Here is a 13439-nt window from a genome sequence, read left to right on the forward strand (position 1 = left end):
TTTTAAAATTCTAATTTTTGTAATATATTAGTATCGAATATACATTATAAAAGTAGTGTATATTGTATTTAAAATATTTAATAATTTAATTTTTTTGTAAATTTTATCATCTTATTTAAGAGATGATATATAATATAAATAAAATATAAGGTCATTAACAATAATTTTTTGTACAATTTATAATTATTATTATTAAACTAATAATGTAAATAAACATTTTATTTAAAATAAAATTAATTCTTATAAAAAAAAACTTGGCAGATATATATAAAAAAAAATAAATAATATTTTATTAGTTTTAATTAAAAATTCTTATTTTTTTTTATTTAATAATTATTTATAGTAGAGCGCAACAAAATATAATTTCTATTTTTAATAAATTAAATAAATATTAATTTTATAAGTACGAGAAAAAATATATGTTTTATAACCTAGCTAAAAAAATTTCAAAATCTATATTTAATATATCAAATAAAGGTAAGATCACAGAATCTAATATACAAAAGACTTTACGTAACATTAGAACAGCCTTGTTAGAAGCAGATGTAGCATTAAAAGTAGTTAAAAAATTTATTTTAGATATAAAAAATGATGCTATTGGAAAAACATTTAATAATAGTTTTACTCCAGGTCAAGAATTTATTAAAATAGTTAAAAAACAACTAATATGTACTATGAGTTCGAATGAAAAAAATGATCATGTTTTAAATATGTCTACAGAGCCTCCAGCTGTTTTTTTATTAGTAGGTGCGCAAGGAATGGGTAAAACTACTACTGTTGGAAAATTAGCATTATTTATAAAAAAAGAAAAGAAAAAAAAAATATTAATAGCGTCAACTGATATTTATCGTCCAGCAGCTATTGAACAACTTGAAACGTTATCTAAACAAGCCTCAGTAGATTTTTTTCCTTTTTGCAAAAAAAAAGATAGTATTTTAATTGCTAAAGAAGCATTAAAATATGCGAAAGTTAATTTTTATGACGTTTTGCTATTAGATACAGTAGGAATAATGTATTCAAATATACACATGATGCATTTAATTCAATCTATAAGTAATGTAGTTAACCCTATAGAAATTTTATTAGTAATAGATGCTATGGTAGGACAAGATGCAATTAATATGATTGAGCAATTTAATACGTATTTACCTATATCCGGTATTATTTTAACAAAAATAGACAGTGATGCTCGTGGAGGTATAGCTTTATCTATAAAATATAGTACAGGAAAAATAATTAAACTTGTAGGAACTGGGGAAAAAATATATGATATTAAATATTTTCAACCTAAAAAAATTGCTGAAAGAATATTAGGAATGGAAAATGTTTTATCAGTAATACAGGAAATTGAAAATAAAATTGATCGTTCTAGTATAAAAAAGATAAAAAAAACTTTTTCTAATAAAACAGAGTTTAACTTGTATGATTTTTTAATTCAATTAAAACAAATAAATAAAATAGGGAATATTGAAAATATATTAGAAAGATTACCAAATAATAAAATAATTCCTAACGATGTTAAATCTAATTTAAATAGTAAATTATTAAAAAAATTTGTATCCATAATAAATTCTATGACAAAAAAAGAAAGATTATTTCCAAACATTATTAAAGGATCTAGAAAAAGAAGAATAGCTTTAGGATCTGGATTTAAAGTTCAAGATATAAACAATATGCTAAAACAGTTTGAAAATGTTAAAAGGTTAGTTAAATCAGTAAAAAAAACTGGAATTTCTAACATTATTAAAAATATTAGTAATTTTTTTCCTAACAAATTATTTTAAATTGTGTAAAAATACATTCATTTTTATAAATAAAGACATATTTATTATATAAATAAATAATTGTTTGATTGTATTCAAGTAGAGGTTAATACTATGGTAGTAATTAGATTAGCTAGACATGGAAGAAAGAATTTTCCTTTTTACAAAATAGTAGTATCAGATAATCGTTTTTCAGTAAAAAAAAGATTTATTGAACGCATTGGTTTTTTTAATCCTTTTTCATTAATAAAAGAGAAAAAATTTAATATTAACATGCAACGATTTCAACACTGGGTAAACAAGGGTGCTAAACCGTCAGATAGAACTAAAGACTTAATTGTGAAATTCAATTCAATAGATACAGTATAGACATAATTAATTAAATAATGATAATTATTAAAAATAAACATTTAAAAAAAAATAACGAAAATATTACAGTTGGAAAAGTAGGAAGACCGTATGGAATACTTGGATGGATATATTTAACTTCGTTTACAGAAAAAGAAGAAAATATTTTTAGTTATTTTCCTTGGTTTATAAAAGGGAAAAAAATCATTAACGTACAATGGAAAAAATATAAACAACGTTACATCTTCTCTATTAAAAATATAAATGATAGAGATAGTATTTCTGCATTGACTAATGAAAATGTTTTAGTAAAAGAGAGCGCATTACCGGATTTATCAAATAGTGAACTATATTGGAAAGATTTAATTAATTGTCATGTTTTTTCAATAAAAAATATATATATTGGGAAAGTTGTTGATTTGATTGATAATACTTTTAATGATTTGTTAGTTATAAGTAAGAAAACTTTTAAAAAAAATAAAGTAACAACTTTAATTCCTTTTATAGAAAAAAAAATTATAAAAAAAATAGATTTAATAAAAAATATTATTATTGTAGACTATAATGAAAGTTTATAAAAAAATAATTATATTTAATATTAATAATTATAAATTATATGAAAATTGATATCATTAGTATTTTTCCAGAAATGTTTTCGTCTATAAGTAAATATGGAATTTTAGGAAAAGCTATAAAAAAAAACCTTTTAACAATAGATTATTTTAATCCTAGACATTTTTCTGAAAATAAAAGAAAAAGAATTGATAGTAAACCGTATGGTGGTGGACCTGGAATGGTTATGATGTTTCAACCATTGACATCAGCAATTAATGTTTCGAAAAAAAAATCTAATAATACAACTAAAGTAATTTATCTAAGTCCTAAAGGTACTGAATTAAATAAAAAAAAAGCTCTTAGCTTAATAAAACATTCATATATAACATTAGTATGTGGTAGGTACCAGGGAATTGATGAAAGAATTTTAAAAACAGTTGTAGACGAAGAATTATCTATTGGAAACTATATTTTAAGTGGAGGGGAAATAGCTGCTATGGTTATAATAGACGTTATTTCTCGATTAATTCCAGGAGTGGTAGGAAATATTGATTCTATTAATTCTGATTCTTTTTCTAATAAACTATTAGAAGAACCTCAATATGCAAAACCAAAAACTATTTTAAATATGTCTGTTCCTAAAACATTACTATCAGGACATCATAAAAATATAAAAGAATGGAAGTTAAAAGCATCTTTAAAAGAAACATTATTAAAAAAACCAAATTTATTGTTAAAGAAAAAACTTTCAACTAAAGAACTCAAACTTCTTGTATTAATAAAAAAAAAACTGCATAAAAATAGTTTTTAAAACAAATTACTAAAACTTATGTATTTAAAGGTTACAAAACATGAGTAATATTATTAAAAATTTAGAAAGAAAAGAAATTAATAAAAAAAGCATTCCAATTTTTAGACCAGGAGATACATTAGAAATAAATATATGGATTATAGAAGGTACAAAAAAAAGATTACAATCTTTTGAAGGAGTGGTGATTGCCAAAAAAAACCGTGGATTGAATTCTTCTTGTACAATTAGGAAAATATCTAACGGAGAAGGAGTAGAACGCGTTTTTTCAATATATTCCCCAAATATTCATAGTTTTATGGTAAAAAGAAAAGGATTAGTGAGAAAAGCTAAATTATATTATTTAAGAAATAGAACCGGTAAATCTGCTCGTATAAAAGAACGTTTAAATTAAATAAAATTAAAGGTTTACATATATATATCTACTATAATAGAATCATGCAGTGCTATTGTTTTTCCTGCATGATTGTTCTTGTATAATAAAGTATACTAAATATAGTAAATAGATACGTCTTTAAAATGTTTATCTATTATTTTCTTTTTTACATATTATTTCATAGTTCCTCCAACAGTTATTTGATCTATTTTTAAAGTAGGTTGTCCTACTCCAACGGGAATACTTTGTCCTTCTTTCATGCAAGTCCCAATACCTTCATCCATGTTAAGATCATTTCCTACCATGGAAATATTGTTCATAACAGCTATTCCTGATCCTGTAAGCATAGCTTTTTTGACAGGATAACTAATTTTTCCTTTTTTAATAATATAAGCTTCTGATGTAGAAAAAACAAAATTTCCAGATGTAATGTCAACTTGTCCGTCCGAAAAGTTCACAGCGTATAATCCATAATCTATACTTTCAATAATATTTTTTTTACTAGAAAAACCAGATAGCATATAAGTATTAGTCATTCTAGGCATTGGTAAACTTTTATAGGATTGACGGCGTCCATTTCCTGTTGATTTCATATTCATTAATCTAGCATTAAATTTGTCATACATGTAATTGATAAGTATGCCTTCTTTTATTAAAATAGTTTTTTGACTTAAAACTCCTTCATCATCAATATTTAAGGATCCTCTTTTATGTAAAAGAGTTCCATCATCAATAATTGTACATAATTTAGATGTCACTCGTGATCCAATTTTATTACTAAATATTGAAGTTTTTTTCCTATTAAAATCACTTTCTAATCCGTGTCCAATAGCTTCATGTAATAAAATGCCTGGCCAACCTGAACCTAGTACAACAGGAAAAGATCCCGAAGGTGTTTCTTTTGCAGAAAGATTTATTAATGCTATGCGAACTGCTTCTTTAGATAAATAGTCAATGTAATTTTCTCCGATTTGTGAGGATAAAAAAAATTGATATCCAGTTCTTCTTCCACCTCCACTACTTCCTGATTCTATTCTTCCATTTTTTTCTACTAAAACAACAATAGATAATTGTACTAAAGGTCTTATGTCAGTAGTTAAATTTCCATCTGTTGAAGCAATTAAAATTTCTTCATAAGTCGCAGATAACCATGCATTTACTTCTATAACTTTTGGATTATATTTTCGAGCTGTAGAATTTACACGAAGTAAAATATCTAATTTATCTTTTGTTGTTAAAGAATTTAAAGGATTTATTGTGCTAAAAATTTGTTTTTTTTTAATGCTACAAAAAGGATTTAATACAGATTTTCTAAATTTTTTTGCTATTTCAGACGATAGTTTTGAACTTTTCAACAACGATTTTAAACTAATATTATTAGAATAAGCAAATCCTGTAGATTCTCCAAAAATAGTTCTAACTCCTAATCCTTGATCTATGTCACTGTGTCCTTCTTTCACAATATTATTTTCTAAAGTCCAAGATTCGTTAAAAATAGATTGAATATAAATATCAGCATAATCTATGTTTTTTTTTAATAGATTAGATAATACGTTAAATATATTTTCTTGAGTTATTTTATTTAAAATTAATAAATTGTTAATTACTGAAATATGCATAATATTATTTTCACTTCTGTTAAAAATTTAGCATCTTATTTATAACAAAAAAGGTTCTTCTTCTTTAATGTTTATTGTATAGGTTAAGACTCGTCTATAAATTGTTTAATTTTAATATAATTAAAAAGTTAATTATTAATAAATAGCAAAATCTAATTATTTTAGAGTATATAGCTTTAAATTAATAAAATATATTTATTATCTTAATAAAATATTTATCAAACAAATCCACGTTTACTTTATAAGTTTTACAATGTATTATTGAGTTAAATAGTTTTAAAATAGTTAAATTAAATTCTATTATAAAAACAATTTATTAACTTTAAAAATATATCAATTATAATCATCATGAAAAAAATTAATGTTTTAATATTAAATGGACCAAATTTAAATTTATTAGGAAAAAGAGAAATTAAAATTTATGGAGATAATACGTTATCTGATTTGTCAAAAACGTTATATAAAGAAGCTAAGTTATTAAATATAAGTTTAGATATATTTCAATCTAATTCAGAACATCGTTTAATTGAAAAAATTCATTTAGGATTGAATAAAGTTAATTTTATTATTTTTAATCCTGCTGCTTTTACGCATACTAGTATTGCTTTAAGAGACGCAATTTTATCTGTAAATATTCCATTTATCGAAGTTCACATTTCTAACATATATTCTCGTGAAAGTTTTAGATCTCACTCTTGGTTTTCTGATATATCATCTGGAACAATTTGTGGTTTTGGTTTTGATGGATATATTTGGGCATTAAGAAGTATACCTAAAAAATTACAAGTTAAATAACAATTAAAATAAACTTTATAAAATTAATATAAAATGTAAAAGAAATAAGTACATTACTTGAAAATTAATAAAAAATTAATAGTTTTTAAATTATTTACATTATTTTACATTATTTAAAATAAATACAATTTTTAGGATTTATAACTAAAGTATTGTTTTAAATAGTCAATAATTAAATTCATATCTTGAGGAAGATTAACAGTATAAGACATAAATACATTTGTCATAGGATGATAAAACTGAATTGTTTTAGCATGTAATAGAGGTCTAGAGACATAATTAGTAAAACAAGCTAAAATTTTTTTAGAAATTTTTTTACTTTTTTTTGAAAAATATACATTATCTCCTAAAATAGGATGTTTTATGTGTAGCATATGAACTCGGATTTGGTGAGTTCTTCCTGTTTCTAATTGTACTTTTACATGTGAACAATGATGAAATTGTTCAATAACTATAAAACGTGTAGTAGCCTTTTTTCCTTTTATATTAACTGACATTAATTTTCTTTGAACATTATGTCTAGAAATAGGTTTATTTATAACTCCTATTTTTGGTGGTTTTCCAAACACAATTGTTTCATATATTCTAGTAATTTTTCTTAATTTTAATAACCCGACCAATTTATAGTACGAAGATATAGTTTTTGCAACTACTAGTAATCCTGTTGTATCTTTATCTAATCGATGGACAATACCTACTCTCGGAATTTTTAGTAAGTTGTGATTTTTATATATCAAACCATTAGCTAATGTTTTATTTGGATGTCCAGGACCAGGATATACAACCATTCCTCTTTTTTTATTTATAATCAATAAGTGTTCATCTTCGTAAATAACTGACAAATTTAGATTTTCAGGTTCAATTGAATTATTTTCAGTTACATCGATTATAGTAGTAATTATATCTTTTAAAAAAATTTTTTTTTAGGTTTAGTGCTAATTAAACCATTTACACTAACTTTTTTTGTTAAAATACATTTTTTAAAATATGAACGAGAATATTCTGGCAAATTCATTGATAAAACTTTGTCTAATCTTGTATCTTTATTTGGTAAAGAAAAAACAGTAAACATTCGATAAGTAGAATTATTCATTATTTCCTTTAAATAACAAGTTTGTCTATATGTTTATAGAATATAAATGGTAATAATAATTGGAATATATTATTAATATTATTAATATAAAATCTTTTAATAAAAAAATATTATATATGCAAAATATTTTATAGATATTTTATATAAAAATAAAAACCAAATTATGAAACGTGATTATATATATATGTTTATAATTTAACTTTAATTTAATTTTTTTAATTAAAAATTATTTTTTTGATAAAATAGTAAAATTTATGAATTTTAATTAAACATCTATGTTTCAAAATTATATTAGACGTTAAATACTACTTAATATTAAATGCATAAAATTTTAAATAGGAATTATATGAATATAAGTTCTAATACTATACGTAACATATTTTTAAATTTTTTTTTAAAAAAAAATCATTGTATTTTTCCTGGAAGTCCATTAGTTTCAAATAATGATCCTTCTTTGTTATTTACTAATGCAGGTATGAATCAGTTCAAAGATGTATTTTTAGGAAAAAAAAAATCTCAACATTCTAGAATTGTTACTGTGCAACAGTGTTTAAGAACAGGTGGAAAACATAATGATTTAAACAATGTTGGATTTAACTCTAGACATCATACATTTTTTGAAATGCTAGGAAATTTTAGTTTTAATGGTTATTTTAAGGAAGAAGCAATTTCTTATGCATGGGAACTATTAACTAGTCCTAACTATTTTAATTTACCTAAAGAAAAACTTTGGATTACTACCTATGCTCAAGATCAACAAACTTATAATATTTGGAAAAAAAAATTTAATATTCCATTAGATAAATTAATAAAAATAAGTGATAAAAAAAATGAAAAATATAAGTCTGATAATTTTTGGCAAATGAGTTCTACAGGGCCTTGTGGTCCTTCAACTGAAATTTTTTTTGACAAAGGTAGTCATTTAAAGGGTTATCCTCCAGGTTCAAATTATAACACAGGTGATCGATTTATTGAAATTTGGAATTTAGTTTTTATACAGTTTAACAGAATTAACAAAGATCATTTAATTCCTTTACCTAATGTATTAATAGATACAGGAATGGGATTAGAAAGAATCGTTTCTATTATTCAAAAAGTTGATTCAGCATATGAAACCGACTTATTTTTATTTTTAATAAAAAAAATTATAGATATGTCTAAAACAAGTAATTTTAATAATTCTTCTATAAGAATTATAGCTGATCATGTACGATCTTCTGTATTTATTATTTCAAACGGTATTGTTCCATCTAACGAAAGACAGGGTTATGTTTTAAGACGAATATTACGAAGAGCTATAAGACATGGAAATAAAATAGGAATAAAGGATTTATTTTTTTATAAATTAGCTTCTTTTTTTATTGAGAAAATAAAAAAAAATAATATTTTATTATCAGAAAAAAAAGATTTTATTATACAAATAATTAAAAAAGAAGAAGAACAGTTTTTTTATGTTTTAGAAAAAGGATTATTTCTATTAAAAGAAAAATTTAAACATATAAAAAATAATACTTTAGATGGAAAATCTTTATTTTCTATGTATGATACTTATGGTTTTCCAATTGACTTAGTTACAGATATTTGCAAAGAAAATAATTTTCAAATTGATTTAATTCAATTCAATAATCTAATGGATCGACAAAAAAATAGAGCAAGAAAGAATAATAATTTTTTTCAAACAAATAACTTAAAGTTAAAGTCAAAAACTTCATCTTTGTTTCAAGGATATACAGATACTAAAATTAAATCTGAAATAAAAGAAATTTTTATAAATCAAAAACTAAAAAAAAAATTAAGGTTAGGAGAACAAGGGATAATTATCTTAGATAAAACAACGTTTTACCCTGAATCAGGAGGACAAATAGGAGATTTAGGAAAAATTTTTTTAAAAAATAGCGTTTTCTTAGTAAAAGATACAAAAAAATATGGAAAAGCAATAGGACATATTGGACAAGTTATTAAAGGATCATTTGCTATAAATGATATGGTTGATGTACAAGTAGATAAAAAAAAGAGACACTCGATTCAATGCAATCATACTTCAACTCATTTATTACATGCATCGTTACGATTAGTTATTGGAAAACATGTTGAACAAAAAGGTTCTTTAGTAGAAGAAAAATACTTAAGATTTGACTTTGTTAATATTGAAATATTAGATTCAGAAAAAATTTCTATTTTAGAAAGATTAATAAATGAAAAAATTCGGGAAAATATTTGCATAAAAACTAAAATTGTAAAATTTAATAATATAAATAAAGAAAATGTAATATTGTTGCCTAATTTAAAATATAGTACCAACGTCAGAGTATTATCTATAGGAGATTTTTCTAAAGAATTATGTGGTGGAACACATGTGAATTATACAGGAGAAATAGGTACTTTTAAAATAACAAATGTATCAAATGTAGGTGCTGGAATATCTAGAATAGAAGCTGTCACTGGTAATCAAGCAATTTTAGATATGCAAATAAAAAACAATATTTTAAAAAAAATTGCGGGATTTTTAAAAACTAATGTTAATAATATAGAAAAAAAAATTATTCAATTAATTAAAAACAATTTTGAATTAGAAAAAATTCATGAAGAAAATATAAATAAAAAAATAAAAAAGATAAGTAGACAATTAATAAAAAACGTTTTTATTATAAATAATAATAAAATTATTATAGAATATATACATATAAATGATCATAAAGTTATAAAAAAAATAATATCTATTATTTATCAAGTATTAAATAAAGGTATAATAATTATATTTTATAGTGTAGATGGAAAAATGTATTTTCATGTAAAAGTCACCAAAAATATTCTTTATATAATTAATGCGGTTGATTTAACAAATAAAATAGCTATAGATATAAATGGAAAAGGAGGAGGGAAAAAAGAATCAGCATCAGGTTTTGGAGATAATGTAGAAGATTGTTCTATCTTTTTAAAAAAAATAAAAGATTATGTTATTAAAAATATATATAAGTATTGCTCTTTTAAAAATAATTAAATTTAAAATAAATATCATGTTTAAGTTCTATTTGATATAATAAAAAAAAATTTTAAATAAACTTAGATTTTTTATGGTTAATATTTTATATATAAATAGTTTAATTGGTTATTAAACAATAAATATTTTAAATTGGAAATAGTCGTATATTATAGTCTAAAACGTTTCAAGGAGTAGGGAATGTTAATTTTAACTCGACGAGTCGGTGAAACATTAATTATTGGTGATGAAATAACAGTGACTGTATTAGGTGTAAAAGGAAATCAAGTGCGAATTGGAGTCAATGCTCCAAAAAAAGTTTCTATACATAGAGAAGAAATATACGAACGTATTCAAGCTGAAAAAAAACAAAATTAATATGTAATATAGATAAGAATAGTAATTTTTATTAATAGTAATTCAAATATTTTTTCTATGTGTTAAAATAATTACATGTTGATTGAATATGTTTATTAACGATAAATATTTGTATTATTTGTAACAACAAATATAAAAATAGTTGAGATAAAAAATTATTGACTTATTGAATAAAAAAGTAATATATTAAGCATATTAATATTAAAAAATTATGTGATGTTGGTGAGATGGCCGAGAGGTTGAAGGCGTTCCCCTGCTAAGGGAATATATAGATAAATCTGTATCGAGGGTTCGAATCCCTCTCTCACCGAAAAGCATCCGTAGCTTAGATGGATAGAGCACTCGGCTACGAACCGAGAGGTCGGAGGTTCGAATCCTTCCGGATGTAGTAGACATATAAATTTATATAAAATATAAAATTTGTACTGCTTCCATAATAATTATATATATGCATAAATTTTAACGTGATTAACTGTTTGTTATGAATGTATTCTAATTTTATTTTTTAATAAAATGTTATAAAAATTACTCTATTTATAATACTAAATAACTAGTATATAAAAAATATATAAGTTAGCAGTTAAATTAACTTATTATTCCAATTAAAATATAAAGAAATTTATATAATGTTTTAACTTAATTTATGTATCTAAAAAACGTTCAATTATATCAAAAAAATTAAAGCTAAAAATTATTTAATGAGAATTCCAAGAATATATCAATTTAAAAAACTGTCTGTCACTGATTCTATCGTTTTACATGAAAAAAAAATAGTTCATTATATAAAAAATGTATTAAAAAAAAAAAAAACGATTACATAAAATTATTTAACAACAAAAATATTATATTTTTAGCAACAATTCAATTCATTTCTAAAGAATTAATTGCTTTAAAGATCATTAATTGTACTAGTGAAAACAATGAATCAAACTTGTATTTACATTTAGGACAAATAATTTCAAAAAATAAAAATATGGATATGATTATTCAAAAATCAGTAGAACTAGGAGTTTCTAAAATTACTCCTATTTTTAATAAATTATTAAAAAACATTTTAAATAAAGATTACATATATAAAAAAATGAAACATTGGAAAGAGATCATTATTTCATCCTGTCAACAATGTGAAAGAAACATTGTTCCAGAAATAGATGAACCACAATGTTTAAAAAAATGGATAAAAGAAGATAAAAAAGAAAAAAAATTTTTTTTTGAAAAAAGTGGAAAATATAGCATCAACAATTTAGATCAGAATATAAATAAAGTTAGAATTTTAATAGGATCAGAATACGGATTTTCTAAAAAAGATAAAATGTATTTGTTAAAAAACGGATTTAGTAGTTTGTCTTTAGGCTCTAGAACTTTAAGAATGGAAACTGCGGCAATTTCTGCTATTTCTTGTCTACAACTAAAATTTGGTGATTTTTAAATTTTCTTATAACAAACTCAATAAAATATTTTCAGTAAAAAATATAAATTATAAAACATAGTATATAGCTCAATGAGCTAGTTAACTATTTTTATTATTTTTTTTTAAAATTTTTATTCCCAATTTTCCAGAAATAATGCAAATATCTGCTGATTGTTTTGCAAATAATCCAACTGTAACAATTCCTGGATATGAATTTAATTTTTCTTCTAGTTTTAGAACGTTGTTAATTTTTAAATTATATGCATCAATTATTTTATTTCCATAATCTGTAGTAAAATTTTTTCTAAGTATTGGAAAACAACCTAAACTAATTAATTTTTTTTTAATATGAGAAACGCTCATAGGAACTACTTCTATAGGAATAGGAAATTTCCCTAATTTTTTTACTATTTTACTGTCATCAACGATACAAATGAATTGTTTAGACTTTGAAGCAAGAATTTTTTCTCCAGTTAAAGCACCTCCACCTCCTTTAATCATCATTAAGTTATAGTCAATTTCATCTGCACTATCAATATATACGTCGATTTTTTCAACATTGTTACAATTTAAAATACAGAATTGATATTTTTTTAGAATATTTAAAGAATGAATGGAACTAGATACAACACCTGTAATACAATGTTTTAATTTTCTTAAATATTTAATAAAATGAAGTATTGTGCTACCTGTTCCTATTCCTATTATTGAATTTTTTTTTATATAATTCATTGAAAATAATGAAGCTGAACTCTTGTATTTTTCTTGATACAAATTATTTACTCCTATTTTTAATGAGTAAAATAGATATAACATTAAATATATGTGATACATTTTATTTTTTAATAAAAATGTACTGGGGTACCTGGATTTGAACCAGGGATGCCGATATCAAAAACCGGTGCCTTACCACTTGGCTATACCCCAATCGGTTTTTTTATAAAAAATAAGTATTATTTTAAACAATACTAATTATTTATTAATTCTGGGGTACCTGGATTTGAACCAGGGATGCCGATATCAAAAACCGGTGCCTTACCACTTGGCTATACCCCATTTTTAAATATATAAATACAAAAAACTATTTAAAAAATTAATATCATGTTATATACGGAAGGCGAGACTTGAACTCGCATACTTTTCAGTGCCAGAACCTAAATCTGGTGCGTCTACCAATTTCGCCACTTCCGCTTATGTTTATATACATATTGTATAAATTGACTAGGAATATATTTTTTAGCTACGATGGGATTTGAACCCATTACCTCAGCGTTATGAGTGCTGCGCTCTAACCTATTGAGCTACGTAGCTGT

The 13439-nt window shown here is 22.9% G+C and carries 14 protein-coding genes and 6 tRNA genes; 12 read left to right on the forward strand and 8 right to left on the reverse strand.

The features are described 5' to 3' along the window. The first annotated feature begins 419 nt into the window (after positions 1-419). The 5 genes from AB4W63_RS01575 (at position 420) to rplS (ending at position 3868) form a co-directional block, all read left to right on the forward strand. Positions 420-1784, forward strand: coding sequence for a signal recognition particle protein (locus AB4W63_RS01575; RefSeq protein WP_367680853.1), 1365 nt, complete (start codon positions 420-422; stop codon positions 1782-1784). A gap of 93 nt (positions 1785-1877) precedes the next feature. Then, positions 1878-2132 carry a 30S ribosomal protein S16 gene (gene rpsP / locus AB4W63_RS01580; RefSeq protein ID WP_367680854.1) on the forward strand — a complete coding sequence of 85 codons (255 nt, stop codon included), beginning with the start codon at positions 1878-1880 and terminating at the stop codon, positions 2130-2132. Between the two features lie 17 nt (positions 2133-2149). After that, positions 2150-2689 carry a ribosome maturation factor RimM gene (rimM, locus tag AB4W63_RS01585; RefSeq protein ID WP_367680855.1) on the forward strand — a complete coding sequence of 180 codons (540 nt, stop codon included), beginning with the start codon at positions 2150-2152 and terminating at the stop codon, positions 2687-2689. 38 nt (positions 2690-2727) lie between these two features. Beyond that, positions 2728-3477 carry a tRNA (guanosine(37)-N1)-methyltransferase TrmD gene (trmD, locus tag AB4W63_RS01590; protein WP_367680856.1) on the forward strand — a complete coding sequence of 250 codons (750 nt, stop codon included), beginning with the start codon at positions 2728-2730 and terminating at the stop codon, positions 3475-3477. 40 nt (positions 3478-3517) lie between these two features. Continuing rightward, positions 3518-3868 (forward strand): 50S ribosomal protein L19, encoded by a 351-nt coding sequence (gene rplS / locus AB4W63_RS01595; RefSeq protein ID WP_367680857.1) that lies wholly within the window; start codon positions 3518-3520, stop codon positions 3866-3868. Positions 3869-4023: 155 nt separating this feature from the next. Here the strand turns inward: rplS and tldD are convergent, their stop codons facing one another. Beyond that, a complete protein-coding gene (tldD, locus tag AB4W63_RS01600; RefSeq protein ID WP_367680858.1) occupies positions 4024-5469 on the reverse strand; it encodes a metalloprotease TldD in 1446 nt (481 codons plus the stop codon). Between the two features lie 345 nt (positions 5470-5814). Here tldD and aroQ point away from each other — a divergent pair, with 345 nt between their 5' ends. Continuing rightward, positions 5815-6264, forward strand: coding sequence for a type II 3-dehydroquinate dehydratase (gene aroQ, locus AB4W63_RS01605; RefSeq protein WP_367681203.1), 450 nt, complete (start codon positions 5815-5817; stop codon positions 6262-6264). A 131-nt stretch (positions 6265-6395) separates the two neighbouring features. On the opposite strand, the gene AB4W63_RS01610 is transcribed toward aroQ, so the two are convergent. After that, positions 6396-7181 (reverse strand): RluA family pseudouridine synthase, encoded by a 786-nt coding sequence (locus tag AB4W63_RS01610; protein ID WP_367681204.1) that lies wholly within the window; start codon positions 7179-7181, stop codon positions 6396-6398. Continuing rightward, positions 7172-7357: a S4 domain-containing protein gene (locus AB4W63_RS01615; protein WP_367680859.1), complete on the reverse strand. Its 186-nt coding sequence runs from the start codon at positions 7355-7357 to the stop codon at positions 7172-7174. Before AB4W63_RS01615 ends, AB4W63_RS01610 begins: the two co-directional genes overlap by 10 nt. 346 nt (positions 7358-7703) lie before the next feature. Here AB4W63_RS01615 and alaS point away from each other — a divergent pair, with 346 nt between their 5' ends. The 6 genes from alaS (at position 7704) to AB4W63_RS01645 (ending at position 12144) form a co-directional block, all read left to right on the forward strand. Then, positions 7704-10358 (forward strand): alanine--tRNA ligase, encoded by a 2655-nt coding sequence (gene alaS, locus AB4W63_RS01620; protein WP_367680860.1) that lies wholly within the window; start codon positions 7704-7706, stop codon positions 10356-10358. Positions 10359-10538: 180 nt separating this feature from the next. Beyond that, positions 10539-10715: a carbon storage regulator CsrA gene (gene csrA / locus AB4W63_RS01625; protein ID WP_367680861.1), complete on the forward strand. Its 177-nt coding sequence runs from the start codon at positions 10539-10541 to the stop codon at positions 10713-10715. Positions 10716-10936: 221 nt separating this feature from the next. After that, positions 10937-11025, forward strand: a tRNA-Ser gene (locus AB4W63_RS01630). Positions 11026-11029: 4 nt separating this feature from the next. Further along, a tRNA-Arg gene (locus AB4W63_RS01635) sits at positions 11030-11103 on the forward strand. A 310-nt stretch (positions 11104-11413) separates the two neighbouring features. Then, the gene (locus AB4W63_RS01640; protein WP_367680862.1) at positions 11414-11536 is read left to right on the forward strand and encodes a hypothetical protein; all 123 of its coding nucleotides are present in this window, start codon (positions 11414-11416) and stop codon (positions 11534-11536) included. A gap of 23 nt (positions 11537-11559) precedes the next feature. Further along, a complete protein-coding gene (locus tag AB4W63_RS01645) occupies positions 11560-12144 on the forward strand; it encodes a 16S rRNA (uracil(1498)-N(3))-methyltransferase (RefSeq protein ID WP_367681205.1) in 585 nt (194 codons plus the stop codon). An 81-nt stretch (positions 12145-12225) separates the two neighbouring features. On the opposite strand, the gene rpiA is transcribed toward AB4W63_RS01645, so the two are convergent. The 5 genes from rpiA to AB4W63_RS01670 all read right to left on the reverse strand — a co-directional run bounded on the left by rpiA (position 12226) and on the right by AB4W63_RS01670 (position 13437). Continuing rightward, positions 12226-12900 carry a ribose-5-phosphate isomerase RpiA gene (gene rpiA / locus AB4W63_RS01650; RefSeq protein ID WP_367680863.1) on the reverse strand — a complete coding sequence of 225 codons (675 nt, stop codon included), beginning with the start codon at positions 12898-12900 and terminating at the stop codon, positions 12226-12228. 82 nt (positions 12901-12982) lie between these two features. Beyond that, positions 12983-13053 (reverse strand) — tRNA-Gln (locus tag AB4W63_RS01655). A 58-nt stretch (positions 13054-13111) separates the two neighbouring features. Next, positions 13112-13182 (reverse strand) — tRNA-Gln (locus AB4W63_RS01660). A gap of 53 nt (positions 13183-13235) precedes the next feature. Beyond that, positions 13236-13317, reverse strand: a tRNA-Leu gene (locus AB4W63_RS01665). Positions 13318-13363: 46 nt separating this feature from the next. Beyond that, positions 13364-13437 (reverse strand) — tRNA-Met (locus tag AB4W63_RS01670). Positions 13438-13439: the final 2 nt, after the last annotated feature.

Source organism: Buchnera aphidicola (Anoecia corni), from assembly GCF_964056675.1.
Lineage (GTDB): Bacteria > Pseudomonadota > Gammaproteobacteria > Enterobacterales > Enterobacteriaceae > Buchnera_E > Buchnera_E aphidicola_B.